The following is a 26,371-nucleotide window of genomic DNA, read 5'->3' on the forward strand; positions in this document are numbered from 1 at the left end:
GACACGAGGAAGATCCCTGACCATGAGCACCATTCGCGAGCGCAACAAGGAATTGATCCTGCGCGCGGCCAGCGAGGAATTCGCCGACAAGGGCTTCGCCGCCACCAAGACCAGCGATATCGCGGCCAAGGCCGGCCTGCCCAAGCCGAACGTGTATTACTACTTCAAGTCCAAGGACAATCTCTACCGCGAGGTCCTGGAAAGCATCATCGCGCCAATCATGCAGGCGTCGACGCCGTTCAATGCCGACGGCGACCCGAAGGAAGTGCTGAGTGCGTACATTCGTTCGAAGATCCGCATTTCGCGCGACCTGCCACATGCCTCCAAGGTGTTTGCCAGCGAGATCATGCACGGCGCCCCGCACCTGTCGCCCAACCAGGTGGAGCAACTGAACGAGCAGGCCCGGCACAACATCGAGTGCATCCAGCGCTGGATCGACCGCGGCCAGATTGCCCATGTGGATGCGCACCACCTGATGTTCAGCATCTGGGCGGCGACCCAGACCTATGCCGACTTCGACTGGCAGATTTCTGCGGTGACCGGCAAGGCCAAGCTGGCCGACAGCGATTATGACGCGGCGGCCGAGACCATCATTCGCATGGTGTTGAAAGGCTGTGAGCCTGAAGCAGCCTGACAGGGCCAGCGGGGCTGCTTCGCAGCCCAATCGCCGGCAAGCCAGCTCCCACAGGGCTTCCACAGTTCCTGATCACTGTGGTGTACCTGTGGGAGCTGGCTTGCCGGCGATGTGGCCAGATCAGGCCATAGCGATTTAAGCTGCTACACCCGCATCCGCCTTCAACCCCACCTCCTCGATCGCACTGATCGCACACTGTTCGTCGATATCCGACGTATCGCCGCTGATCCCTACCGCACCCAGCACCTTGCCGTCCTGATCACGAATCAGCACACCACCCGGTGCCGGCACCACCGGCCGCTCCCCCATCCCGTTCAACGCGGCAAAAAACGCCGGCCGCTGCTGTGCATCCAGCGCCAGCAGGCGCGATCCCTTGCCCAGGGCAATTGCACCCCAGGCTTTGCCAGTGGCCACCTCAGGCCGGATCAGGCTTGCGCCATCCTCACGCTGCAGCGCCAGCAGGTGGCCACCGGCATCCAGCACCGCCACGGTCAGTGGCGCGGCATTGATCTTGCGGCCCGCTGCCAGTGCGGCATTTACCAGGCTGACAGCGACTTTCAGATTCAAGACGTTCATGGAAAGGTCCTCTTCTTGTTGTGAGAAGCCCTGAGGGCAGTTGCAAACCGATAGGGCAAATAGAACACAACGAAAGGCACTTTTGTATACAATATTTTGAAGCGATCGTATGCGATGGCGCAAATAGCCGTTTTCACGGCCGCTTTGACGAAACCTGGCCTACCCGATGAAAACCCATTGACCTGAGCCGCCAGCCGTGAATACACTCTGTCGCAAAGCAAGTTGTATACAATTACAAAATCGATGAGGCACAACCCATGAGCAAAATGAGAGCAATCGATGCAGCCGTTCTGGTCATGCGCCGTGAAGGTGTAGATACCGCGTTCGGCATCCCAGGGGCTGCCATCAACCCGTTGTACTCGGCGCTGAAGAAAGTCGGTGGCATCGATCACGTCCTCGCTCGCCACGTCGAAGGTGCCTCGCACATGGCCGAGGGCTACACCCGTGCCAACCCGGGTAACATCGGCGTGTGCATCGGTACTTCCGGCCCAGCCGGCACCGACATGGTCACCGGCCTGTACAGCGCCTCGGCCGACTCCATCCCGATCCTCTGCATCACCGGCCAGGCCCCGCGTGCACGCCTGCACAAAGAAGACTTCCAGGCCGTCGACATCACCAGCATCGTCAAGCCGGTGACCAAGTGGGCAACCACCGTTCTGGAGCCAGGCCAGGTGCCTTATGCCTTCCAGAAGGCCTTCTATGAAATGCGCACCGGCCGCCCAGGCCCGGTACTGATCGACCTGCCGTTCGACGTGCAGATGGCCGAAATCGAATTCGACATCGACGCTTACGAGCCACTGGCCGTCAACAAGCCGTCCGCCACTCGCGTACAGGCTGAAAAAGCCCTGACCCTGCTCAACGACGCCGAGCGCCCGCTGCTGGTAGCCGGTGGCGGCATCATCAACGCCGATGCCAGCGACAAGCTGGTCGAGTTCGCCGAACTGACCGGCGTACCGGTAATCCCGACCCTGATGGGCTGGGGCACTATCCCGGACGATCACGCCCAAATGGTCGGCATGGTCGGCCTGCAGACCTCGCACCGCTACGGCAACGCCACCCTGCTCAAATCCGACCTGGTGTTCGGTATCGGTAACCGCTGGGCCAACCGCCACACCGGCTCTGTCGACGTCTACACCGAAGGCCGCAAGTTCGTGCACGTCGACATCGAACCGACCCAGATCGGCCGCGTATTCACCCCGGACCTGGGTATCGTGTCCGACGCAGGCAAGGCGCTGGACGTGTTCCTGGAAGTGGCCCGCGAGTGGAAAGCCGCTGGCAAGCTGAAAGACCGTGCCGCCTGGCTGCAAGACTGCCAGGAGCGCAAGGCCACCCTGCAGCGCAAGACCCACTTCGACAACGTGCCGGTCAAGCCGCAGCGCGTGTACGAAGAGATGAACCAGGTATTCGGCAAGGACACCACCTACGTCAGCACCATCGGCCTGTCGCAGATTGCCGGCGCGCAGTTCCTGCACGTGTACAAGCCACGCCACTGGATCAACTGTGGCCAGGCCGGCCCGCTGGGCTGGACCATCCCTGCCGCACTGGGTGTTGTCAAAGCAGACCCGAAACGCAAGGTTGTCGCGCTGTCGGGTGACTACGACTTCCAGTTCATGATCGAAGAACTGGCAGTAGGCGCACAGTTCAACCTGCCGTACGTCCACGTGCTGGTGAACAACGCCTACCTGGGCCTGATCCGCCAGGCGCAGCGTGGCTTCGACATGGATTACTGTGTACAACTGGCGTTCGAGAACATCAACTCGACCGACGCCGCCACCTACGGTGTCGACCACGTTGCAGTGGTCGAAGGCCTGGGCTGCAAGGCCATTCGCGTGTTCGAACCGGCCGAGATCGCCCCTGCCCTGCTCAAGGCACAGAAGATGGCCGAAGAGTTCCGCGTGCCGGTCGTGGTCGAAGTGATTCTCGAGCGTGTGACCAACATTTCCATGGGCACCGAGATCAACGCGGTCAACGAGTTCGAAGACCTGGCGCTGGTCGGCAACGACGCGCCAACCGCCATCTCGATGCTGGACTGATCGCCTGACGCCCCCAGGCACGCCCTGGGGGCCTTCATCGCAAGGAGACAACTCATGCCTCGCTTCGCTGCCAACCTGTCCATGCTGTTCACCGAACAGGACTTCCTGGCCCGCTTCAAGGCTGCCGCCGACGCTGGTTTCAGCGGCGTCGAATACCTGTTCCCGTACGATTTCAGCGCTGCCGACATCAAGCAGCAGCTGGAAGCCAACGGCCTGACCCAGGTGCTGTTCAACCTGCCTGCCGGCGACTGGGCCAAGGGTGAGCGCGGTATCACCTGCCACCCCGACCGCATCGAAGAATTCCGTGCCGGTGTCGACAAGGCCATCGAATACGCCAAGGTGCTGGGCAACACTCAGGTCAACGCCCTGGCCGGCATTCGCCCACAAGGGCCGGACTGCGCCACCGTGCGCAAGACCTTCGTCGAAAACCTGCGCTACGCCGCTGACAAGCTCAAGGCCGCCGGTATTCGCCTGGTCATGGAAATGATCAACACCCGCGACATCCCGGGCTTCTACCTGAACACCACCCAGCAGGCCCTGGAAATCCAGGCCGAAGTGGGCAGTGACAACCTGTTCCTGCAGTACGACATCTATCACATGCAGATCATGGAAGGTGACCTGGCTCGCACCATGGAAACCAACCTGCAGCTGATCAACCACATCCAGCTGGCCGACAACCCCGGCCGTCACGAGCCTGGTACTGGCGAGATCAACTACCGCTTCCTGTTCGAGCACCTGGACCGCATTGGCTACCAGGGCTGGGTGGGCGCGGAGTACAAGCCCAAGACCACCACCGAAGCGGGCCTGGGCTGGCTGAAAACCCATAATGCAATTTGAACAAGCCGGGCGCACAGCGCCTGATGTGAACAAATATAAAGAGGCACATTATCATGGCTAAAATCGGTTTCATCGGCACCGGCATCATGGGCAAGCCCATGGCCCAAAACCTGCAAAAAGCAGGTCACAGCCTGTTCGTTTCCACCCACCACGACGCCGCGCCAGCTGACCTGATCGCCGCCGGTGCAGTGGCCCTGGCCAACCCGAAAGAGGTTGCCCAGGAAGCCGAATTCATCATCGTCATGGTGCCGGACACCCCGCAGGTGGAAGCCGTACTGTTCGGTGAAAACGGCGTGGCCGAGGGCGTAGGCCCGAACAAGATCGTGATCGACATGAGTTCGATCTCGCCTACCGCCACTAAAGCGTTCGCCGAAAAAATCAAGGCAACCGGCGCAGCCTACCTGGACGCCCCGGTGTCCGGTGGTGAGGTCGGTGCCAAGGCCGCGACCCTCAGCATCATGGTCGGTGGCTGCCCGAAAGCCTTCGAGCGCACCCTGCCGCTGTTCGAAGCCATGGGCAAGAACATCACCCGCGTGGGTGGCAACGGTGACGGCCAGACCGCCAAGGTCGCCAACCAGATCATCGTCGCCCTGAACATCCAGGCCGTCAGCGAAGCACTGCTGTTCGCCGCCAAGAACGGCGCAGACCCGGCCAAGGTGCGTGAAGCACTGATGGGCGGCTTTGCTTCGTCGAAAATCCTCGAAGTGCACGCCGAGCGCATGATCAAGGGCACCTTCGACCCGGGCTTCCGCATCAACCTGCACCAGAAAGACCTGAACCTGGCCCTGCAAGGCGCCAAGGAACTTGGCATCAACCTGCCCAACACCTCCAATGCCCAGCAAGTGTTCAACACCTGCCAGGCCCTGGGTGGCGGCAACTGGGACCACTCGGCGCTGATCAAAGGCCTGGAACACATGGCCAACTTCTCGATCCGCGGCGACAAGTAATCTGAATTCGGGGGCTGCTGCGCAGCCCGATCGCGACACAAGGCTGCTCCTACAAGCGGTACGCGATCCCCTGTAGGAGCGGCCTTGTGTCGCGAAAGGGCGCAAAGCGCCCCCAGGATTCCAGATCAGACACCGCTGTACCTGCGACCACAGGTTCAGCGGTAGCACCGAGCAACACCCGCCCCTGGTTCGGCCTGCACGGAGGCAGTTCCAGGGGCGTTTTTGATTCTGCAGAACAACAATAATTGGGAGCCTGCCATGTCGGTCGATCCGCAAAAAATTCTCCGCGAGCTGTTCGACACAGCCATCGCTGCCGCCCACCCCCGCCAAGTCCTCGAACCCTACCTGCCCGCCGACCGTAGCGGCCGGGTCATCGTCATCGGCGCCGGCAAGGCCGCAGCCGCCATGGCCGAAGTGGTCGAAAAAAGCTGGCAGGGCGAAGTTTCCGGCCTGGTCGTGACCCGTTACGGCCACGGCGCCAACTGCCAGAAGATCGAAGTGGTCGAAGCCGCCCACCCGGTACCGGACGCCGCCGGCCTGGCCGTGGCCAAGCGCGTGCTGGAACTGGTGAGCAACCTCAATGAAGACGACCGCGTCATCTTCCTGCTGTCTGGCGGTGGCTCCGCCCTGCTGGCGTTGCCGGCCGAAGGCCTGACCCTGGCCGACAAGCAGCAGATCAACAAGGCACTGCTCAAATCCGGCGCCACCATCGGCGAGATGAACTGCGTGCGCAAGCACCTCTCGGCGATCAAGGGCGGCCGCCTGGCCAAGGCCTGCTGGCCAGCCACGGTCTACACCTATGCCATTTCCGATGTGCCGGGCGACCTCGCCACCGTGATCGCTTCCGGCCCCACCGTGGCCGACCCGAGCACGTCGGCTGACGCCCTGGCCATTCTGAAACGCTACAACATCGAAGCCCCCAAAGCAGTCATCGACTGGCTGAACAACCCGGCTTCGGAAACCGTCAAGGCCGATGACCCGGCCCTGGCCCGCAGTCATTTCCAGCTGATCGCCAAGCCCCAGCAGTCGCTCGAAGCCGCTGCGGTCAAAGCCCGACAGGCGGGTTTCAGCCCGTTGATTCTCGGCGACCTGGAAGGCGAGTCGCGCGAAGTGGCCAAGGTGCACGCCGGCATCGCCCGGCAGATTGTCCAGCATGGCCAGCCACTGAAGGCACCCTGCGTGATCCTGTCCGGCGGCGAAACCACCGTGACCGTACGCGGCAATGGCCGTGGCGGGCGCAACGCCGAGTTCCTGCTCAGCCTCACTGAAAGCCTCAAAGGCCTGCCGGGCGTATACGCCCTGGCCGGCGACACCGACGGCATCGATGGCTCGGAAGAAAACGCCGGTGCCTTCATGACCCCAGGCAGCTACGCCCGCGCCGAGGCCCTGGGCCTGTCGGCCAGCGACGAGCTGGACAACAACAACGGCTATGGCTACTTCGCCGCGCTGGATGCGCTGATCGTCACCGAGCCGACCCGCACCAACGTCAACGACTTCCGCGCCATCCTGATCCTCGAGACTGCCCAATCATGACGCCTGATAAAAAAGTAAAGATCCTCGCCACCCTCGGCCCTGCGATCAACGGCATCGACGACATCCGCCAACTGGTCGAAGCCGGGGTGAACATCTTCCGCCTCAACTTCAGCCACGGCGAACACGCTGACCACGCCCTGCGCTACCAGTGGATCCGCGAAGTGGAGCAGCAACTGAACTACCCGCTGGGCATCCTCATGGACCTGCAAGGGCCGAAGCTGCGCGTGGGCCGCTTTGCCGAAGGCAAGGTGCAGCTACAACGCGGCCAGGCGCTGCGCCTGGACCTGGACAAGACCCCGGGCGACAGCCGCCGGGTCAACCTGCCACACCCTGAAATCATCGCAGCCCTCGAGCCCGGCATGGACCTGCTGCTGGACGATGGCAAGCTGCGCCTGCGCGTCACCGCCAAGCACAACGATGCTATCGACACTGAAGTGCTGAACGGTGGCGAGCTGTCCGACCGCAAGGGTGTCAACGTACCGCAAGCAGTACTCGACCTCTCCCCGCTCACCGAAAAAGATCGCCGCGACCTGGCCTTTGGCCTGGAACTGGGTGTGGACTGGGTGGCCCTGTCGTTTGTACAGCGCCCTGAGGACATCGTTGAAGCGCGCCAGCTGATTGGCGACCGTGCCTACCTGATGGCCAAGATCGAGAAACCCTCGGCTGTCGAACAACTGCAAGCCATTGCCGAACTGGCGGACGCGATCATGGTCGCCCGCGGTGACCTGGGTGTGGAAGTGCCGGCCGAAAGCGTGCCGCAAATCCAGAAGCGCATCATCAACACTTGCCGCCAGCTGGGCAAACCGGTCGTGGTGGCCACGCAGATGCTCGAGTCCATGCGCTTCTCGCCGGCGCCGACCCGTGCCGAAGTCACCGACGTGGCCAACGCCGTGGCCGAAGGTGCCGACGCGGTCATGTTGTCGGCCGAGACTGCCTCGGGTGACTACCCGCTGGAAGCCGTGCAGATGATGAGCAAGATCATCCGCCAGGTGGAAAACGGCCCGGACTACCAGGCCCAGCTCGACGTTGGCCGGCCGAAGGCCGAGGCCACCGTGTCGGACGCCATCAGCTGCGCCATCCGCCGCATCAGCGGCATCCTGCCGGTGGCGGTGCTGGTCAACTACAGCGAGTCGGGCGCCTCGACCCTGCGTGCTGCGCGCGAGCGGCCACGGGCACCGATCCTCAACCTGACGCCGAACCTGAACACCGCACGCCGCCTGAGCGTGGCCTGGGGCGTGCACTCGGTGGTCAACGACCGCCTGCGCCAAGTGGACGAGGTGGTTTCCACCGCCTTGGAGATTGCCCAGGCGCAAGGCATGGCCAGCCGTGGCGACACACTGCTGATCACCGCCGGTGTGCCTTTCGGCAAGCCAGGATCGACTAACACGCTGCGGATCGAGACTTTGATCTGATCCAAAGGCCCTTTCGCGGGGCAAGCCCGCTCCCACAAGTACCCCGCTGTCCCAAGGAAAGCGCTTTACCTGTGGGAGCGGGCTTGCCCCGCGAATGGAGGGCAAAGCCCTCCCCGTGCACCACGACAACAAACCTGCGGAAAACCGAGGCCCAAAGAGGCCCACCGCTCCCCCATCAACCTCACTGACTGCCCCATGTACACCAAACATTTCGTCAACCCGTGCCCGGACTGGGCCACGGCGTTACTCAACGGTTTCAGCCAGGTGCTGCTGCTGCGCAACCCCCTGTGCGGCCTGTGCTGCCTGCTGGCCATTCTGCTGACCGCGCCGAACCTGGTCGGCGGCGCCCTGCTCGGCGCCCTGGCCGGCCTGCTAACTGCCCAGGCCCGCGGCTACGACCGCGCTGACCGTCAGGCCGGGCTGTACAGCTACAACGGCGTGCTCATCGGCCTGCTGATCAGCGCCGTGCTGCCCTGGTCGGCCATTCTGCCGCCACTGATCATCGCTGCTGGCGGGCTGTCCAGCATCATTACCCACCAGTGGCGCAAGCGCGGCGGCAAGCTGCTGATTGCCTATACCGCGCCGTTCGTCCTGCTGGGCTGGGGCACGCTGATGCTCGCCAGCCCCTCGCCCAGCGGCTTCGTCGAAGCCGACCCGCTGTATGCCCTGGCGCGTGGCGTAGGCCAGATCTTCCTGCTCGACCAGCCACTGGCCGGCTTGCTGATCATCGTCGGCATGTTCATCGCCAACCCGTATGCGGCAATGTGGGCGGTGATCGGCTCGGCCATCGGCGGCGGTGTCGCGCTGCTCGCCGATCAGGCACAGGCCGCGTGGCTCGGCCTGTATGGCTTCAACGCCGCGCTGGCGGCACTGGCCTTCAGCAGGCAAGGTGAAAAACCTTGGGTGACACTGCTGGCCATCGCCCTGGCCCTGTTGCTGCAACCGCTGTTCAAGCTGCTGCCCGTGCCTGGCCTGACCGCGCCCTTCGTCGCCGCCTGCTGGCTGATGCACCTGGGCAATCACCTGGCCCAGCCCAGGCAGCGCAACGCCAGCCGCTTGCACAGCTGAAATGCAACCCCTAGGCTCAGCCCATCGCTTTTTTGGAATGAGCCAATGAATAACCCTGCGAGCCTGCGCGAGCGGCTCTTCGTCATCGTCTTCCAGTCCGATACCGTGGCTGGAAGACGCTTCGACAAAATCCTCCTGCTGATCATCCTGGCCAGCCTGGTCACCGTCATCCTCGACAGCATCGACGAAGTGCACCAGGGCTACGCCGGGCTGCTGGCTGGCATAGAGTGGGGCTTTACCGCGATTTTCCTGGCCGAATACATCACCCGCCTGTACTGCTCGCCCAAGCCCTTGCGCTATGCCTTCAGTTTTTATGGCCTGGTCGACCTGCTGGCGATCGTGCCGGGGATCATCGCCCTGTACTACAGCGACGCCCAGTACCTGCTGATCATCCGCGTCATCCGCATGCTGCGGATCTTCCGCGTGCTCAAGCTCAGCCCGTACCTCAAGCAGGCCAACTACCTGATGGAGGCGCTGCGCGGTAGCAAGCAGAAGATCATCGTTTTCCTGGTCAGCGTATCGACCCTTGTAACGGTGTTCGGCACGCTGATGTATGTGATCGAAGGCCCGGAACATGGGTTTACCAGCATCCCCAAAGGCATCTACTGGGCCATCGTCACCCTCACCACCGTGGGCTTTGGCGACATCGTGCCAAAAACGCCGCTGGGGCAGGTGCTGTCGTCGCTGGTGATGATTACCGGTTATTCGATCATTGCCGTGCCTACTGGCATCTTTACCGCCGAACTGGCCAATGCCATGCGCGGGGAGCAGTTGCAGCATGATTGCCCGACTTGCCACAAAAAGACGCATGAGCATGGCGCGGCGTTCTGTTCCCGGTGTGGGAATGGGCTGTTTCCCAAGCAATGATGCTGCCGGTGCCGGCCCTTTCGCGGGCACGCCCGCTCCCACAGGATCACCGCACGGCTGAACGGTGTGGGGGCCCTGTGGGAGCGGGTTTACCCGCGAAGAGGCCGGTACAGGCGACGGCATAACCAAAGTCATTTTTGTTCTTTAACCGCCACAAACCCACCCGCTATAGTCGCAGGCAAATTGCCAACACCTCGATAACAAGGAAGCAACGTGAAAAAACTCTTCACCGCCTCGCTGCTCGCCGCAGGCCTGGCCCTGGGCAACCTCGCCCAGGCCGCCCCCACCCTGCTGAACGTTTCCTACGACGTGATGCGCGACTTCTACAAGGACTACAACCCGGCCTTCCAGAAGCACTGGGAAGCCGAGCACAAAGAGAAGGTCAACGTGCAGATGTCCTTCGGCGGCTCGAGCAAGCAGGCGCGTGCGGTGATCGATGGCCTACCGGCCGATGTCATCACCATGAACATGGCCACCGACATCAACGCCCTGGTCGACAATGGCAAGCTGGTGCCGGACAACTGGGTAACCCGCCTGCCGAACAACAGCGCACCGTTCACCTCGGCCACTGTGTTCATCGTGCGCAAGGGCAACCCGAAAGCCCTGAAAGACTGGCCCGACCTGCTCAAGGACGGCGTGCAAGTGATCGTGCCCAACCCGAAAACGTCGGGTAACGGCCGCTACACCTACCTGTCGGCCTGGGGCTATGTGCTCAAGCAAGGCGGTGATGAAACCAAGGCCCGTGACTTCGTCGGCAAGCTGTTCAAACAGGCGCCGGTGCTGGACACCGGTGGCCGTGCCGCCACCACCACCTTCATGACCAACCAGATTGGTGATGTGCTGGTGACCTTCGAGAACGAAGCCGAGATGATCGCCCGCGAGTTCGGCCGCGACCAGTTCGAAGTGGTCTACCCAAGCGTATCGGCCGAAGCCGAGCCACCTGTCAGCGTGGTCGACAAGGTCGTGGCGAAGAAAGGTACCCAGGCGGTGGCCGAGGAATACCTGAAGTACCTGTGGTCGCCTGAAGCCCAGGAGATCGCCGCCAACAACTACCTGCGCCCGCGTGATGCCACGGTACTGGCCAAGTACACCGACCGCTTCCCGAAAGTGGACTTCCTGTCGGTGGAGAAAACCTTTGGTGACTGGCGCACCGTGCAGAAGACCCACTTCAACGACGGTGGGGTGTTTGACCAGATCTATACCGGTCAGTAATTGATGTAGGCAGCTCCGGCCCTATCGCCGGCAAGCCAGCTCCCACAGGTACGGCACATGGCTTGGGCATTGTGCAGTACCTGTGGGAGCTGGCTTGCCGGCGGTAGGGCCAGTTGCTTTGACACACTTCTTCGAACTTTCTCCATCAACCTGCAATCAGTTCCTTGAGTAACCCTGCCCCGCTCACCCCGGCCAAAGGAGTACTCCAGTGCTGCGCTTTCTCTCTACCCTGCTGCTCGGCTGCCTGCTGAGCACCCACCTGCTAGCCGCTGAACCCGCCCCCGCCGAAGAACAACCCGTCGAACCCGCACCGGTCTTGCAAGGCGGCCTTCTTGGCGCCCTGGCCGACGGCCTGGACAGCGCCGCCCAGGAGCTCGACCTCGATGCCCATCTGGTCGATGCCTGGCGCCTGCGCACCGACCGCGCCACCAAGGAAGTCGAGCGCCTGGTTGACCGGCACTCGGCCGACGACTCGCTGCAACTGGTCGGCAACTTCCTCCTGCTGACCCTGACCTGGGCCGCCAGCTTCGCCGCATTAACCTGCCTCGGCCGCTGGGCCGCCAACCGCACTTCAGGCACACCCTGGCTGCGCGAGCGCAAGCGCGCCAGCAGCCTGCTTGGCTACCTGCTGCCCTATACCCTGCCCGCCCTGGCCAGCTTGCCGCTGACACTGTACGCCAGCCGCTTTCTCGACCCGTCAGTGGCACGCGCACTGGGCCTGAGCCTGGCCTATGCCACCAGCAGCGGCCTGTTTTCGACCTCGATCATCCTCTGCCTGGTGACCCTGTTCGATGCCGGCCACAAGCGCGCCGCTGTGGCGGTGATCAAACGCCTGGCCCCACGCCCGCTGTTCATGATCGGCTTTCTCGCTGCCTGGAGCGACGCCCTGACCAGCCCACAGATCGCCCGCCAGCTGGGCGGCAACCTCACCGCCAGCATCGCCGTGGCCACCGGCCTGATTGCCACCTTCATCTTCGCCAGCCTGGTGATCCGCCTGCGCCGCCCGGTCGCGCACCTGATCCGCAACCGCGCCTTCAAGGACCGCGTGCAGCATCGCGCCGTGCAGGAAACCCTGCGGATCTTTTCGGTGCTGTGGTATTTGCCGATCCTGCTGATGATCCTGGTGTCGGCCATTCACCTGATCGGCGCCGGCGAAGAAAGCCAGAAGGCACTGCAGAAGGCCTTGCTGACAACGGTGCTGCTGGTGTCCACGGTGTTTCTCAGCACCCTGTTGCAACACCTGCTGGCACCGCGCGAAACGGAGGCCGGGCAACGCATACGGCCTTACAAGGAACTGCTGCGCAGCCTGGCCCACGCGCTGCTGCGCATCGCCATGGCAGTGGCCTTCATCGAACTGCTGGGGCGCATCTGGGGCGTCTCGGTGATCGGCTTTGCGCTGAGCAACAGCCTGGGCCAGGCCATCGGCAATTCGCTGTCGAGCATCGGCTTGATCCTGCTGGTCACCTGGCTGCTGTGGGTGGTGCTCGATACTGCCATCCAGGAAGCGCTCAAGCCTGCGGTCGGGCGCCGCGCTTCGCGCCAGCCGAGTACCCGGGTACGGACCATCCTGCCGATGCTGCGCAACGCCATCAAGGTCATCCTGATCGTCATCTGCACCATCACCACCATGGCCAACCTGGGCATCAACGTCGCGCCCCTGCTGGCCGGTGCCGGGGTGATCGGCCTGGCCATCGGCTTTGGCTCGCAGCAACTGGTGCAGGATGTGATTACCGGGCTGTTCATCCTGATCGAGGACACCATTTCCATCGGCGACTGGGTAGTGCTCGACTCCGGCCACGCCGGTACTGTCGAAAGCCTGACTATCCGTACCTTGCGCCTGCGCGATGGCAAAGGCTTTGTGCACTCGGTGCCGTTCGGCCAGATCAAGGCGGTTACCAATCAGTCGCGGCAGTTCGCCTATGCGTTCTTCTCGGTGCAGTTCACCTACGACAGTGACGTGGATGCGTCACTGGCGCTGATCCATGAAGTGGGCAAATCGATCAGCGAAGACCCGCTGCTGCGCATCAACCTGCAAGGGCCGCTGCAAGTGTTCGGGGTGGACCGCATGGACTTGAACGGGTTTGTGCTGACGGCGCAGTTCCGCACCATTTCCGGCGGGCAGTATGCGGTGAGCCGGGCGTTCAACGAGCGGCTGAAGAAGCGGGTGGACCAGACCGACAACGTGAGTTTTGCCCAGGTGTACCCGCTGCCGCTGCAGGCCTTGGGGGCTTGATGCTGTCAGCACTGGCCCTATCGCCGGCAAGCCAGCTCCCACAGGACCCCACAACATTCAGGGTTGTGCTGACCCCTGTGGGAGCTGGCTTGCCGGCGATAGGGCCGGTACTGGCAACCTCAGGTCTGGCGGAATACCAAGGCCTTCAGCCCGCCAGCCGGGTCCACATCCGGAAACTCCGGCGGATTCTCCAGCCGCTCGACAAACGCTAACGAAGGCGCCTGCTCGGCCATCCCTTCAATCAGAAACTCCGGCCCGATCCCCGGGTCGTTGACACACGCCAGCACTGTCCCACCGGCGCTCAGCAACTCTGGCAAACGCCGCAGGATCTTCGCGTAATCCTGGGTCAGCACGAAGCTGCCACGCTGGAAGGTTGGTGGGTCGATGATGATCAGGTCGTAAGGCCCGTACTTGCGCACCTTGCCCCACGACTTGAACAGCTCATGGCCCAGGTAGGCCACACGCGATGCATCGTGGCCGTTAAGGCGGTGGTTGTCCCGCCCCCGAGACAGGGCCGATTTGGCCATGTCCAGGTTCACCACCTGCTCGGCACCCCCGGCAATCGCTGCCACCGAAAAGCCGCAGGTGTAGGCGAACAGGTTCAGCACGCGCTTGCCCGCCGCCTGCTCGCGCACCCAGCGCCGGCCGTAGCGCATGTCGAGGAACAGGCCGTTGTTCTGCCGCACGCCCAAGTCCAGCAGGTAGGACAGGCCGTCCTCGACCACCTCACGTTGCTGGCACTGCTCGCCCAGCAGCCACTGGCCCGGGCTGTCGGGCAGGTAGCGGTGCTGGATGAGAATGGCCTGGCCGGTCCATTGCGGGCTCTGCGCCAGGTTGCGCAGCATGGCTTCCAGTTCGGCCAACTGGCCCTCGGGCAGCTCGCGGAACAGGGCTACCGAGAGCACGCCTTGCAACCAGTCGACAGTGACCTGCTCCAGGCCCGGCCAGCAACGGCCACGGCCGTGGAACAGGCGGCGGGTTTCCTGCGGGGCAGGGTCGAGGGCGGCGAGCAGGTGCTGCTCCAAGGTGTGAATCGGGGAAGTCATGGTGGGTCGCAGGCTGGCAAAAGCGGCATTCTACCTTGCCGGCCTCGTCGCGGGTAAACCCGCTCCCACAGGGACCCCACAGTATTCAGAGCTACGGTGATCCTGTGGGAGCGGGTTTACCCGCGAAGAGGCCCGCAAGGTCACCTCAGTTCTTGACTGCATCCCGCACTGGCCGGAACCACCACCCCTGCTGCATCCCCGCCGCTGCCAGCAGAATCAACCCAACCCCCAGCCACTGCAGCGGTGCCAAGCGGTGCCCGAACGCCACCCAGTCCACCAGAATCGCCGCAATCGGGTAAATGAACGACAGCGCCCCGGTCAACGCCGTGGGCAAACGCTGAATGGCACTGTACAGCAGCACATACATGAGGCCGGTGTGGACCATGCCCAGTGTCAGCAAGCTGGCCAATGCCGGCATTTCGCCCGGCAAACCGCCGAGCTTGACCCAGGGCGCCAGCAACAGCACCCCCGTGGTTACCTGTATCAACGCAATCAGGTGAGGAGGCGTGCCACTCAGCCGCTTGATGATCAACGCCGCAATGGCATACAAAAACGCCGCGCCCAGTGCCAGGGCAATGCCCAGCAAATATTCCTCACCACCGCCCTGCCCCGCACCATGGGCGCTGACGATGGCCAACATGCCGAGGAACGCCACGCTAAGCCATGTAAGCTTGGCCAGTGTGACCTTTTCGCCCAGAAAAAGCGCTGCCAGCCCGACCAGCATGAACGGCTGCACGTTGTACACCGCTGTCCCGATGGCGATCGACGCACGCGAATACGAGGCGAACAACAACAGCCAGTTGCCGACGATGGCCACGCCGCTGGCAATCGCCAGCAGGAACGCCGTACGGCTGATTACCCCGGGCCGCAAAAAGCCGAAAGCGGCGCAAATCACCAGCAAGGTCACGGCGCCGAACACGCAGCGCCAGAACACCACCTCGAGCACCGGCTGCCCGGACACCAGCACAAACCAGCCGATGGTCCCGGAAATCAGCATGGCGAAGACCATTTCCAGCGAGCCACGGCGCAATGAACTGTCCATCTCACACCTCACGTTGACGATGGCAACAGTATGCAAAAGGTGCAGCCTGCCCTTCCAGCGGATTACCAAGGCATATTTGCAGAATTGCCTTTACTATCAAGGCAAATCACGCGAATGACCTGATGAGGTGTCCATGACCGATGCCATCGACCAGCTATTGATCAATGCACTGATGGAAGACTCGCGCCGCTCGCTCAAAGCCCTGGCGCAAGTCAGCGGGCTGTCCGCGCCCAGCGTCAGCGAGCGCCTGCGCCGCCTGGAAGAGCGTGGCGTGCTGCGCGGCTACACGGTAGAGGTCGACCCGCGCGCCTTTGGTTACCAGTTACAGGCCATCGTGCGCATTCGCCCACTGCCGGGCCAGCTGCAGGAGGTGGAACGGCAGATCATTGCCATCCCCGAGTTCACCGAGTGCGACAAGGTCACCGGGGAGGACTGTTTCATTGCCCGGCTGCATGTGCGCTCGATGGAACAGTTGGACACCCTGCTTGACCGCATCAATGTGCTGGCCGAGACCAACACCGCCATCATCAAGAAAAGCCCGGTGAAGCGGCGATTGCCGCCGATGGATTGAATTCGCCTGTTCCGGCCTCTTCGCGGGCACGCCCGCTCCCACAGGTACTGCACAGGATTCTGGTCTGTGGTGATCCCTGTGGGAGCGGGCGTGCCCGCGAAGAGGCCCGAGCAAGAAAAGCTGAGTATTTTTTGTACACAAGAATGTCACCATAAGTGCCATTTTTGTGTGCACTTTCTCCAGTAGCGCCCCAATCCGTTACACACTCATCGCCACTTATTTTGACCAATTGATCAACTATTCCACTTTACAAAAAATTAAAACTGTTCAATTGGTCAACTTATAACTCACTTATTTCATTAACTTATCTTTCAACAAGATAAGTTCGAAATATCCATCTGTTGAAACTTGCTTTCCCTTGGCATGGAACTCGCTTTTGTGTGTTCGTGTTTTGTATACAACTTGAACAAAACATAAATACACAAGAACCCGCGACGCCGGTCCAACGCCGGCCGCCGCGCCCAGAACCCTGTGATGCCAAGCTGCACCGACGAGATGGCGAGCCCGTGCGCATGCCCGCTCATCGCAGTCAAAGTGCATCAGGAGCCCGCCGGAATGAGTAGCAGCCTCGACCTTGCCCCTGAACTATCCGTCGCCAGCACCCACCCCGCTTCCAACCTCGTCGGCAATGCGCCGGAACTGGCCCTGAGCCCGCGCCTGCACAACCGCGACCTAGCCCCGACACGCACCGAAGGGCGGCGCTGGGGTGGCTACAGCATCTTCGCGTTGTGGACAAACGATGTGCACAATATTGCCAACTACTCGTTCGCCATGGGCTTGTTCGCCCTCGGCCTGGGTGGCTGGCAGATTTTGCTGTCGCTGGCCATCGGCGCGGCGCTGGTGTACTTCTTCATGAACCTGTCCGGGTACATGGGGCAGAAAACCGGGGTGCCGTTCCCGGTCATCAGCCGCATTGCCTTCGGCATCCACGGCGCACAGATACCGGCACTGATCCGAGCAATCATCGCCATTGCCTGGTTCGGCATCCAGACCTACCTGGCCTCAGTGGTGCTGCGCGTGCTGCTCACCGCCGTGTGGCCGCAAATGGCCGCCTACGACCACGACAGCATCCTTGGCCTGTCGAGCCTGGGCTGGGTGTGCTTCGTGTCGATCTGGCTGGTGCAGCTGGTGATCTTGGCCTACGGCATGGAGATGGTGCGCCGCTATGAGGCCTTCGCCGGCCCGGTAATCCTGCTGACCGTGGCCGCCCTGGCGGTGTTCATGTACTTCAAGGCCGAAGCGCGTCTCGCCTGGTCGGTAAGCGAGCCACTGACCGGCGTTGAGATGTGGCGCAACATCTTCGCCGGCGGCGCCTTGTGGCTGGCCATTTACGGCACCCTGGTGCTGAATTTCTGTGATTTCGCCCGTTCCTCGCCGTGCCGCAAGACCATCCGCGTCGGCAACTTCTGGGGCCTGCCGGTAAACATCCTGGTGTTTGCCGTGATCACCGTGGTGCTGTGCGGCGCGCAGTTCCAGATCAACGGCCAGATTATCGACAGCCCGACCCAGATCGTCGCCGCCATCCCCAGCACGCTGTTCCTGGTGCTGGGCTGCATGGCGTTCCTGATCGTCACCGTGGCGGTGAACATCATGGCCAACTTCGTCGCCCCGGCCTTTGTGCTCAGCAACCTGGCGCCACGCCACCTGAACTTCCGCCGCGCGGGGCTGATCAGCGCCACCCTGGCGGTGCTGATCCTGCCGTGGAACCTGTACAACAGCCCGCTGGTGATCGTGTACTTCCTGTCCGGCCTGGGCGCCCTGCTCGGCCCGCTGTACGGCGTGATCATGTCCGACTACTGGCTGCTGCGCAAAGGCTGCATCAACGTGCCGGAGCTGTACACCGAGCACCCGACCGGCGCCTACCACTACAGCAAGGGCATCAACCTGCGCGCCATGGCGGCCTTCGTGCCGGCCGCGCTGCTGGCCATCGTCCTGGCCCTGGTACCGAGTTTCCACAGCGTGGCGCCGTTCTCCTGGCTGATCGGTGCTGCCATCGCTGCCGTCCTGTACCTGCTGATCGCACCACGCAATCGCCACTACCACGACGTCAGCGGCGAATGCATCGCCGTCGACCACAGCAGCCATTAATCAGGGAGGACTGCCCATGCGTATTCTGATCGCCAACGTCAACACCACCGAAGCCATCACCGAAGCCATTGCCCAGCAAGCCCGAGCCGTAGCAGCGCCCGGTACCGAAATCGTCGGCCTTACCCCTTGGTTCGGCGCCGAGTCGGTGGAAGGCAACTTCGAAAGTTACCTGGCGGCCATCGCCGTGATGGACCGGGTGCTGGCCTACGAGGGCCCCTACGACGCCGTGATCCAGGCCGGTTACGGCGAACACGGCCGCGAAGGCCTGCAAGAGCTGCTGAACGTGCCGGTGGTGGACATTACCGATGCAGCCGCCAGCACCGCGATGTACCTGGGCCATGCCTATTCCGTGGTGACCACGCTGGACCGCACCGTGCCACTGATCGAAGACCGTCTGAAGCTGTCTGGCCTTTATCACCGCTGCGCGTCGGTGCGGGCCAGCGGGCTGGCGGTGCTGGAGCTGGAAGCTGACCCACAACGGGCTGTGGAGGCGATTGTCGAGCAGGCCGAACGCGCCGTGCGTGACGACAAGGCCGAAGTGATTTGCCTGGGCTGCGGTGGCATGGCCGGACTGGACGAGCAGATCCGCCAGCGCACCGGCGTGCCCGTGGTGGACGGTGTGAGCGCAGCGGTGACCATTGCCGAATCGCTGGTGCGCATGGGCTTGAGCACCTCCAAGGTGCGCACCTATGCCACGCCGCGGGTGAAGAAAGTCGTGGGTTGGCCGATGCGCTTGGGCCGCTGATCCTTCATTTGCCTGTACCGGCCTCTTCGCGGGCTCGCCCGCTCCCACAGGGACCCCACTGTTCTCAAAGACTGTGCGGCACCTGTGGGAGCGGGCAAGCCCGCGAAGAGGCCAGTACTATCAACCCATCATCTCGACCATACGCTGCGCACTGCCACAGGCCAAGGTAAACCCTAAAGCCCCATGCCCCAGGTTCAGCCACAGGTTGCGATACACCGTCCCCCCTATGATCGGCACCCCGGTCGGTGTCGCCGGTCGCATGCCCGCCCACTCCACCGCCTGCCCATAATCCGCAGCCATCGGTAATGTCTCCAGCGCCAGCCGTCGCATGCTCTGCAACCTGCGCTTTTCCACCGATTCGTCGAACCCGACAATGTCCACCATCGCCGCTACCCGCAGCTGCTGCCCCAGGCGGGCATAGACGATCTTGCGTTCATAGTCGGTAAGGCTCACTTCCGGTGCCCGATGCCCGGTGCTGATGGGTGCGCTCAGGCTGTAGCCCTTCAGCGGGTAGACCGGTAGCTGCACCCCCGGTAATGCCAAGCCTGGGCCACGATGCCCGGCACACAGCACCAACTGTTCCACGTCCAGTTGCTCGTTGCCCAGTTGCAGCGCTACGACCTGGTCCTGGCGCCGTACCAGCTGCGTCACTGGCCGGCCCAGCAGGAAACGGCATTGCCCCGAAGCGCGCAACAGTGCCTCCAGGCGCAGGCAGAACAAGTGGCAATCGCCAACCTCTTCATCCGCTGTGAACACGCCACCCACAAACGGTGCGCCCTCCAGGGCAGGGTCCAGCGCGCGCAACTCGGCGGCCGCCAGCACCCGCTGGCTGGCCGGGTCGGTCAACTGTGCCCGGCCATCGGCAAAGGCCCGCTCGCTGCGAAAAGCCACGAGCTTGCCATTGCGCCGCCAGTTGAAATCACCCAGGTCATGATGCTCGCGCCATTGCGCCAGCACAGCCTGGCTTTGCAGCGCCAGCTCCAGCAGTTGTCCGGCATTTCGGCGGTTGACGCTGCGCCGGCATGCCAAGGTGAATGCCAGCAGCCAGCGCCACTGCGCCCGGTCCAGACGCAAGCGCAGGCGCAGCGGCGACTCGCCCTGCAACAGCCAACCCAGTGCCTGCCACGGCACCCCGGCATCAGCCAGCGGTGCCACATAGCGATAGGACAATTGCCCGCCATTGGCGAAGCTGGTGGCCGACGCCAGGCTGTCGCGGGCCTCAATCAACTCCACCGACCGCCCTTCACGCACAAGCGCGTAGGCCGTTGCCAGGCCAACCACCCCGCCACCGATTACCGTTACCCGCTGCTTCATCGCGCTTCCCTGTTCCGGCTTCCTGGGCAAACAGTACCAGCGGATCAGGTCGGGCAGCTATGCGCACCGTCATTCAGGCCTTGGCGCACGTTGCGGCTGAGCAGGCTGGCCTTGCCGTCGTGCCAGGTCAGGGTCAGTACATAGAGGGTGTCGAAGTCATCGCCGCTCCAGTCCTGGGTGATCACCCGCTCTTCACCCAGGGCCTTGCCGGCCACCGTGTTGATCAGTTCAGGCAGGTAGCCGTGGGACCAGGCGGTATAGACGGTCGCATTGCGGTATTTGTCGCTCAGCAGCTCATCGGCCAGTTCGTCGGTGTCGTTGGCGCCGTAGTCGATATTCACCGGCAAACCGAGGCGGATGGCGCTGGGGGTGATGGTCATCAGCGGGCGAATGTAGCTGTAGCTTTCGTCCTTGCTGCCTTCCTCAACCTGCCGCGAAGGGTTGGCGGCAAACACGTAGTCGGCATTACCGAAGCGCTCTGGCAGTAAGGTTGCCAGGTCCAGTGCGCGATTGAGGCCCTGGCAGTTCAACTGGCCAAGCCCCTCACCGGGCTTCTCGGCATGGCGCAGGAACACCAGGGTTTGGGTGCCATCCACCGGTTGAGCCCGGCTGTCGACAGCCTCCAGCGCCAGCGGTACGGCGGCGGCCGTGAGTACCAGGCTCAGCAGCAGATGGCGACGACGGCGGAAGAATGTGGGCAGCTTCATCAATTCAGGCTCGTGTGGCAGAGAAATCGGGTTGACCCGCCACATCGCCCTGTCAGCTGCAGGGCGCCCTTGTAGTGAATGCCATCCTTGGCAACGAGTGAGGGTCAGAGTGCCCTGAACCCGTTTGGTTCCTCCCTGAAGGTGGATGCCGTTCCCTGGACAAGGTCTAGATTAGGGGATGGGTGTTGCGCAATTGTGTAAGGTGCAAGAACCTGAGGTTGCAATGCAGCCACTCAATCATCCCGCGTCAGCACTTCCAGCAATTCGATCTCAAAGGTCAGGTCCGAGCCAGGCGGTATCGCCCCCACACTGCGCTCGCCATAGCCCAGGTGTGCTGGAACCTGCAGTTTGCGCTTGCCGCCAACGCGCATCCCCATCAGGCCTTGGTCCCAACCTTTGATCACACGACCGGTGCCGATCACGCACTGGAACGGCTTGCCGCGTGACCAGGATGAGTCGAACTCGCTGCCGTCGGCCAGCCAGCCGGTGTACTGGGTGGTGATCAGGGCGCCTTTGACGGCGGCTTTGCCTTCACCCTCGACTAGGTCGATGATCTGCAGTTCTTGGCTCACGGGCACACTCCAACGCTGGAAAACAAAGCCGCCCTTTTCTCAGGAATGCACCGGTTTGGCAAGCAGGATCGACGGCACACTATTAGCTGTTCTGCTCAAACACCTCTTGGCCGGTCAGCTCTTTGGTCTGGTTGGCAAAGCAGTACCAGGCGGGCTTCTGCTCGACAAAAATCTGCAGATCGAAATCCCATTCCTGATCCCCATCCAGCAGGCCGACCGGCACCGCATGGAAGTCGTTGGCCTTCAGCCGGTAATACAGGTGCGTGCCGCATTGGCCGCAGAACCCTCGCTGGGCCCAGTCGGACGAATCGTAGACACTGGGGGTACGCCCTTCGATCACCGGTGGCTGGCTGCAATGCACCACCAGCAACGGCCCGCCCGTCCACTTGCGGCACATGCTGCAATGGCAGGCGCTGATATGGGTATTGTCGACGGTGACCTTGAGCGTAGTGGCGCCGCACAGGCAAGTGCCGTGTTTTTCCAGGGCCATGGCTGGTTCCTTTAGCGAGGGTTGGGCCAGCAATTATAGATGCCAGCTGCAACGCGGTCGGTGTAGGAGCGGCCTTGTGTCGCGATAGGGCTGCAAAGCAGCCCCTGGTTTGATGCATCTACGCGAAAATCGAAGGGCCGCGTTGCGGCCCGCTCGCGACACAAGGCTGCTCCTACAAAGGATCGCGTGAAGCTTCAGATGTACACAGTACCGCGCAGGTACAACGCCGCTCGCCCGCTGATGATCACCCGGCCATTGCCCGGTACTTCGCACAGCAGCTGGCCTTTACGTGCCCCGCCCTGCTCGCAGCTGAGCACAGGTTTGCCCAGGCGCTCAGCCCACACTGGCGCCAGCGAGGTGTGTGCCGAGCCTGTGACCGGGTCTTCGTTCACGCCAACCCGCGGGCCAAACCAGCGGGTGACGAAATCAAAGCCACGCCCTGCCGCCGTCACGGCAATGCCGCGCACGTCGAAAGCCGACAGCGCCACAAAGTCCGGCTTCAGTGTGTCGAGCAACAGGGCGTCATCAATCACTACGACATAGTCATCGCTGCGGTACACCGCCTGCGCCTGGCTCAGGCCCAGCGCTTGCAGCAGGCCCGCCGGGGTTTCCACGACGGCCGGTTGCTTGGCCGGGAAATCCATCGCCAGCAGCCCGTCAATGCCACGGCTGACGCGCAATTCTCCACTGCGGGTATTGAAGCGCAGCACCTGCGCCTGCTCACCCAGTTGCTCGAACAGCACATAAGCCGACGCCAGGGTGGCGTGGCCGCACAGGTCAACTTCCACAGCTGGGGTGAACCAGCGCAGGTCGAAGGTTTCGCCGTTGCGCACAAAATAAGCCGTTTCCGACAGGTTATTTTCTTCGGCAATGCGCTGCAGCACATCGTCCGGCAGCCAGGCTTCTAGCGGGATCACCGCCGCCGGGTTGCCACCGAACGGTTCAGCGGAAAAGGCATCGACCTGGAAGATTTCGAGTTGCATGCACACGCTCCTTGTTGCCCGGGCGTTGCCAGGCAGATGTCGGGATAGGGGTTACGGGCGTACCGGGGTCAATACTGGCTCGCCGGCAAAGAAGGCCTGCAGGTTGCGCAGCACCAGGGTCACGGTATCGCACGCGGCCTCCGGCGACTGGCCGGCCACGTGGGGCGTGAGCACGGTGTTGGCCAAGGCCTTGAGGGCTTCGGGTACTGCCGGTTCGTCGTCGAATACGTCCAGCGCGGCGCCAGCCAGTTGCCCCTGCTGCAATGCGGTGATAAGAGCCTGCGTGTCGACCACGCTGGCCCGGGCGATATTCACCAGATAGCCCTTGCCGCCCAGCGCCTCTAGTACCTGAGCATCGACCAGATGCTGGGTATTGGCGCCACCGGGGGTGGCCACGACCAGGATGTCGACGGCAGCGGCCAGGTGCAGCGGGCTGTCGTACCAGGTGTAAGGCACACCTTCACGCGGGGTGCGGCTGTGGTAGCTGACGGGCATGTCGAAGCCCAGATTGGCGCGCCTGGCAATGGCCTGCCCCACTGCCCCGAGGCCAAGAATCCCCAGGCGTTTGCCGCTCACCGAGGGGCTGATCACCCGGTTCCATTCACCGCGCCGGGTGCTGGCATCAGCACGGGGAATGTCGCGCAGTAGCGCCAGCAACAAGGCCAGGGTGTGGTCGGCGACCGCGCTGGCATTGGCACCCGCGCCGTTGGTAACGGTGATGCCGCGGGCGGTGGCGGCAACCAGGTCGACTTGCTCGTAGCCGGCGCCGATCACGCAGATGATCTGCAGATTAGGCAAGGCGTCGATTTCGGTAGCCGTCAGGCCCAGCGGGCCGCGCGTGAGCACGGCATCGATTTCGCTGGCGTGGCGCTGGATGGCCTCGGCGCGCACTTGCGGTGAGGGGGCACGGATAAGGCGGTACCCGGCCTGCTCCAGCATGGGCAGGTAATCGTCGACGGTTTCTACCAGTACCAGGACTGTCTTGCGCATGCCACCTCCGGGTTAATTCGAGGCGCCATTATGCGGAGTCACCAGCCAGTACAGTCAATTGAAATTACAAGGCAAAACTGTACTGTGCTGCTCCGCTGTAGCCGTTGATCTTGATCTTGATCTTGATCGTCGCGACTTCAGGAGGCCGAACGCAGGCCTTGCGGAGGGAGGTGACGGGCATGGATGCCCGTCAAGCGCTGGGCCCCAGGATGGGGCCTGCAGCGCGGTCCTCCCGGGAGCGAGGCCGGAGTGAGGGAACCCCGGAGCGCAGCGCAGGGGCCGGATGATCGGAGCGCAGCGTTTTTTGGTGGGCCTGCCCCGTGACAACGGACGCCAAGAAGCGATACTTACATCGCTATCTTGGAGGTTGTCATGTACCCAACCACTCGCCGCAATTACACCGATGAGTTCAAGATTCAGGCCGTTGCGCTGGCTGAAACGCTTGGCAGGACGGAAGCTGCTCGCCAGCTGGAGATGTCTGTGAAGACGTTGGACAACTGGGTCAACGCTTCCCGCAACGGCCAGCCGTTGAGCTCTCCTGACCGTCGCGCAATCACCAGAGAGGACAGCGAGTTAGCACGATTGCGAGCCGAGAACGCCGAGCTGAAACTGGAGCGTGAAATCCTAAAAAAGGCGGCGGTATTCTTTGCCAAAGAGTCCAGGTGAGATACGCCTTCGTCGCTGAAGAACGGGCTCAGTTCCCGGTGCGTCTGTTGTGCCGGGTAATGGGTGTCTCGGTTTCAGGGTTTTACGACTATCAGCATCGCCAAGGCCGTCCAGATCCGGATGCACAAATTCGCATCGATCTACACAAGGTTTACGCGGCTAGCCGCAAGACCTATGGCCGACCACGGCTAGTCGAGGCGCTACGGCAGCAGGCCTATGCGGTAGGTCACAAGCGCATTGACCGGCTAATGCATGAAGAACATATACAGGGCCGATCCAAGGGCGGTTTCAGACCGTGCACCACCGACAGTCACCATGCGCTGCCAGTGGCGAGCAATTTATTGGGTCGTCAGTTCTCCGTTCAAAGCTCCACCCCAGCCTGGGTCAGTGATATCACTTACATCGCTACGAAAGAGGGCTGGCTTTATCTGGCAGTGGTACTGAGCATCCAAACCCGCCAAGTGCTGGGTTACAGCCTGGCGGACAGGATGCCTGACGACTTGGTCGAGCGCGCTTTCATGAACGCTTGGAACGCATGTTTGGGCGTCTACGGAGTGATTTTCCATTCCGACCAAGGGCGCCAGTACGCGAGCAGCAGGTTTCGTCTCGCTTTGGCCAAGAAGGGCTTCGCGCAAAGCATGAGTCGGAGAGGAAACTGCTGGGATAACGCCGTAGCTGAAAGTTTCTTCGCTACATTGAAGAGAGAGGAAGCCTGCGCGGTCTACCCCACAAAGAAACAGGCTCACCTGGCAATTGCCAGCTACATCCATGGGTTTTACAACAGCTGTCGACTGCATTCAGCACTGGGTTACCGTTCACCGAACGAATACGCAAAAGGCTTAAGGCAGTTGGCTCTGTAGCCAGCTTCTTGGCGTCCGCTGTCACGGGGCAGGCCCATGGTTACTTTTTGTCGCGTTTGACAAAAAGTGACTCGCCGTAAGGGCGAAAAGGTGAGTGTGCGTCGCCATCGCAAATGGCCTATGCGCGAGCTAAAAATCAGCACCGTTTCGCTTGTCGCTTGTCGCTTGGAGGCGTGGGCATCAACAAGGAGGTCAACATTCATCTTCGAAGGTGGCATCAAGTCACCTTTCCGCCCTTACGGCGGGTCACTTTTTGTCAGACGCGACAAAAAGTAACCAAAAAACGCTGCGCTCCCATCATCCGGCCCCTACGCTGCGCTCCGGGGTCCCCTCGCTCCGGGCTTGCTCCCGGGAGGACCGCGCTGCAGGCCCCATCCTGGGGCCCAGCGCTTGACGGGCATCCATGCCCGTCACCTCCCTTCGCAAGCCCTGCGCTCGGCCTCCTGAAGTCGCAATCTGCGTCGCCTGAGCTTCCGCGCGCTTAAAAGCAAAAGCAAAAGCCGATGCCGATGCCGATGCAGCGTTACTGGGCGAACGCTCGCCCTAACCCACCCGGCACGCCACTGCTGTCAGTATCCTGCCAAGGCCCATTCGGGCTCAGCGACCAGCTCCAGCCGTTATCAAACCGATAGTACGTACGCTGCCGGTAGAACGTATTAGGCTGCTTCTCCAATACATATACACCCAGCTTGGGGTCCCAATGGCTAGCCCCGCCAGGCGGTGGCGCAAAGCTGGCCGAAGTACGCGGCATGGGCTTGGGAATCGCCGCCGGCTTGCTCGGCTGGGTGGACGGTTGCCCACCCGGCAACGGCTTGACCACCGGCCCTTGCGGCGGCACGCGCTCGATCGGTGGCGCGGGCTGCTCGTACGGCTGATGCACCGTACACGCAGACAAACCCAGGGCCAGGGTGATCAGGGTCAGGCGGACGGTGCTGTGCATGGCTT

Annotated in this window: 25 protein-coding genes; 15 read left to right on the top strand and 10 right to left on the bottom strand. The window is 62.5% G+C overall.

Annotated elements, in window-relative coordinates:
- The first annotated feature begins 22 nt into the window (after positions 1-22).
- Positions 23-634 carry a TetR/AcrR family transcriptional regulator gene (locus JOY50_RS00340; protein WP_010955036.1) on the top strand — a complete coding sequence of 204 codons (612 nt, stop codon included), beginning with the start codon at positions 23-25 and terminating at the stop codon, positions 632-634.
- 135 nt (positions 635-769) lie between these two features.
- Here the strand turns inward: JOY50_RS00340 and JOY50_RS00345 are convergent, their stop codons facing one another.
- Entirely contained in the window at positions 770-1,210 is a 441-nt protein-coding gene (locus JOY50_RS00345) for a heme-binding protein (RefSeq protein ID WP_016498606.1), read from the bottom strand.
- Positions 1,211-1,467: 257 nt separating this feature from the next.
- On the opposite strand from JOY50_RS00345, the gene gcl reads away from it, so the two are divergent.
- From gcl to JOY50_RS00390, 9 genes are all read left to right on the top strand, one after another.
- The gene (gene gcl, locus JOY50_RS00350) at positions 1,468-3,243 is read left to right on the top strand and encodes a glyoxylate carboligase (RefSeq protein WP_019471476.1); all 1,776 of its coding nucleotides are present in this window, start codon (positions 1,468-1,470) and stop codon (positions 3,241-3,243) included.
- 54 nt (positions 3,244-3,297) lie between these two features.
- Positions 3,298-4,080 carry a hydroxypyruvate isomerase gene (gene hyi / locus JOY50_RS00355; RefSeq protein ID WP_019471475.1) on the top strand — a complete coding sequence of 261 codons (783 nt, stop codon included), beginning with the start codon at positions 3,298-3,300 and terminating at the stop codon, positions 4,078-4,080.
- 53 nt (positions 4,081-4,133) lie between these two features.
- Positions 4,134-5,027 (top strand): 2-hydroxy-3-oxopropionate reductase, encoded by an 894-nt coding sequence (locus JOY50_RS00360; protein ID WP_016498603.1) that lies wholly within the window; start codon positions 4,134-4,136, stop codon positions 5,025-5,027.
- A 258-nt stretch (positions 5,028-5,285) separates the two neighbouring features.
- On the top strand, positions 5,286-6,560 hold the full coding sequence (locus JOY50_RS00365; protein WP_132845350.1) for a glycerate kinase: 1,275 nt from the start codon (positions 5,286-5,288) through the stop codon (positions 6,558-6,560).
- Positions 6,557-7,972 (top strand): pyruvate kinase, encoded by a 1,416-nt coding sequence (pyk, locus tag JOY50_RS00370; protein ID WP_016498601.1) that lies wholly within the window; start codon positions 6,557-6,559, stop codon positions 7,970-7,972. Before JOY50_RS00365 ends, pyk begins: the two co-directional genes overlap by 4 nt.
- Before the next feature lie 195 nt (positions 7,973-8,167).
- Positions 8,168-9,040 carry an urea transporter gene (locus JOY50_RS00375; RefSeq protein WP_132845357.1) on the top strand — a complete coding sequence of 291 codons (873 nt, stop codon included), beginning with the start codon at positions 8,168-8,170 and terminating at the stop codon, positions 9,038-9,040.
- A gap of 45 nt (positions 9,041-9,085) precedes the next feature.
- A complete protein-coding gene (locus JOY50_RS00380; protein ID WP_132845359.1) occupies positions 9,086-9,907 on the top strand; it encodes an ion transporter in 822 nt (273 codons plus the stop codon).
- Between the two features lie 213 nt (positions 9,908-10,120).
- Positions 10,121-11,119 (top strand): sulfate ABC transporter substrate-binding protein, encoded by a 999-nt coding sequence (locus JOY50_RS00385; RefSeq protein ID WP_132845361.1) that lies wholly within the window; start codon positions 10,121-10,123, stop codon positions 11,117-11,119.
- A 208-nt stretch (positions 11,120-11,327) separates the two neighbouring features.
- Complete coding sequence (locus JOY50_RS00390) at positions 11,328-13,352, top strand: mechanosensitive ion channel family protein (protein ID WP_138737468.1); 2,025 nt, start codon at positions 11,328-11,330, stop codon at positions 13,350-13,352.
- A 119-nt stretch (positions 13,353-13,471) separates the two neighbouring features.
- Here the strand turns inward: JOY50_RS00390 and JOY50_RS00395 are convergent, their stop codons facing one another.
- Complete coding sequence (locus JOY50_RS00395) at positions 13,472-14,398, bottom strand: class I SAM-dependent methyltransferase (RefSeq protein ID WP_132845365.1); 927 nt, start codon at positions 14,396-14,398, stop codon at positions 13,472-13,474.
- Between the two features lie 145 nt (positions 14,399-14,543).
- Complete coding sequence (locus tag JOY50_RS00400) at positions 14,544-15,440, bottom strand: DMT family transporter (RefSeq protein WP_132845367.1); 897 nt, start codon at positions 15,438-15,440, stop codon at positions 14,544-14,546.
- Positions 15,441-15,573: 133 nt separating this feature from the next.
- On the opposite strand from JOY50_RS00400, the gene JOY50_RS00405 reads away from it, so the two are divergent.
- The 3 genes from JOY50_RS00405 (at position 15,574) to JOY50_RS00415 (ending at position 18,844) form a co-directional block, all read left to right on the top strand.
- Entirely contained in the window at positions 15,574-16,011 is a 438-nt protein-coding gene (locus JOY50_RS00405) for an Lrp/AsnC family transcriptional regulator (RefSeq protein WP_043197208.1), read from the top strand.
- 555 nt (positions 16,012-16,566) lie between these two features.
- Positions 16,567-18,099, top strand: a complete 1,533-nt coding sequence (locus JOY50_RS00410; RefSeq protein ID WP_132845369.1) for an NCS1 family nucleobase:cation symporter-1 — start codon at positions 16,567-16,569, stop codon at positions 18,097-18,099.
- 16 nt (positions 18,100-18,115) lie between these two features.
- Entirely contained in the window at positions 18,116-18,844 is a 729-nt protein-coding gene (locus JOY50_RS00415) for an aspartate/glutamate racemase family protein (RefSeq protein ID WP_132845371.1), read from the top strand.
- 120 nt (positions 18,845-18,964) lie between these two features.
- On the opposite strand, the gene JOY50_RS00420 is transcribed toward JOY50_RS00415, so the two are convergent.
- From JOY50_RS00420 to JOY50_RS00445, 6 genes are all read right to left on the bottom strand, one after another.
- A complete protein-coding gene (locus tag JOY50_RS00420; RefSeq protein WP_243054634.1) occupies positions 18,965-20,158 on the bottom strand; it encodes a D-amino acid dehydrogenase in 1,194 nt (397 codons plus the stop codon).
- 44 nt (positions 20,159-20,202) lie between these two features.
- Positions 20,203-20,865: a histidine phosphatase family protein gene (locus JOY50_RS00425; protein WP_132845376.1), complete on the bottom strand. Its 663-nt coding sequence runs from the start codon at positions 20,863-20,865 to the stop codon at positions 20,203-20,205.
- Positions 20,866-21,098: 233 nt separating this feature from the next.
- Positions 21,099-21,437, bottom strand: a complete 339-nt coding sequence (locus JOY50_RS00430) for an FKBP-type peptidyl-prolyl cis-trans isomerase (protein WP_016488389.1) — start codon at positions 21,435-21,437, stop codon at positions 21,099-21,101.
- Between the two features lie 82 nt (positions 21,438-21,519).
- On the bottom strand, positions 21,520-21,927 hold the full coding sequence (locus tag JOY50_RS00435) for a GFA family protein (RefSeq protein WP_138737471.1): 408 nt from the start codon (positions 21,925-21,927) through the stop codon (positions 21,520-21,522).
- A 194-nt stretch (positions 21,928-22,121) separates the two neighbouring features.
- Positions 22,122-22,910, bottom strand: a complete 789-nt coding sequence (locus JOY50_RS00440) for a PhzF family phenazine biosynthesis protein (protein ID WP_132845380.1) — start codon at positions 22,908-22,910, stop codon at positions 22,122-22,124.
- 51 nt (positions 22,911-22,961) lie between these two features.
- The gene (locus JOY50_RS00445) at positions 22,962-23,900 is read right to left on the bottom strand and encodes a 2-hydroxyacid dehydrogenase (protein ID WP_243054635.1); all 939 of its coding nucleotides are present in this window, start codon (positions 23,898-23,900) and stop codon (positions 22,962-22,964) included.
- 372 nt (positions 23,901-24,272) lie between these two features.
- Between JOY50_RS00445 and JOY50_RS00450 the strand changes: the two genes are divergently transcribed.
- Together JOY50_RS00450 and JOY50_RS00455 are read left to right on the top strand one after the other, a co-directional pair.
- Positions 24,273-24,566, top strand: a complete 294-nt coding sequence (locus tag JOY50_RS00450) for an IS3 family transposase (protein WP_023661668.1) — start codon at positions 24,273-24,275, stop codon at positions 24,564-24,566.
- Positions 24,563-25,426, top strand: coding sequence for an IS3 family transposase (locus JOY50_RS00455; protein WP_060545763.1), 864 nt, complete (start codon positions 24,563-24,565; stop codon positions 25,424-25,426). The genes JOY50_RS00450 and JOY50_RS00455 overlap by 4 nt, the downstream gene beginning before the upstream one ends.
- Positions 25,427-25,949: 523 nt before the next feature.
- On the opposite strand, the gene JOY50_RS00460 is transcribed toward JOY50_RS00455, so the two are convergent.
- Positions 25,950-26,366 (bottom strand): hypothetical protein, encoded by a 417-nt coding sequence (locus tag JOY50_RS00460; RefSeq protein WP_016488394.1) that lies wholly within the window; start codon positions 26,364-26,366, stop codon positions 25,950-25,952.
- Between the last annotated feature and the right edge of the window lie 5 nt (positions 26,367-26,371).

The sequence above is a fragment of the Pseudomonas sp. BP01 genome (genome assembly GCF_022760795.1).
Taxonomy (GTDB): Bacteria; Pseudomonadota; Gammaproteobacteria; order Pseudomonadales; family Pseudomonadaceae; genus Aquipseudomonas; species Aquipseudomonas putida_Q.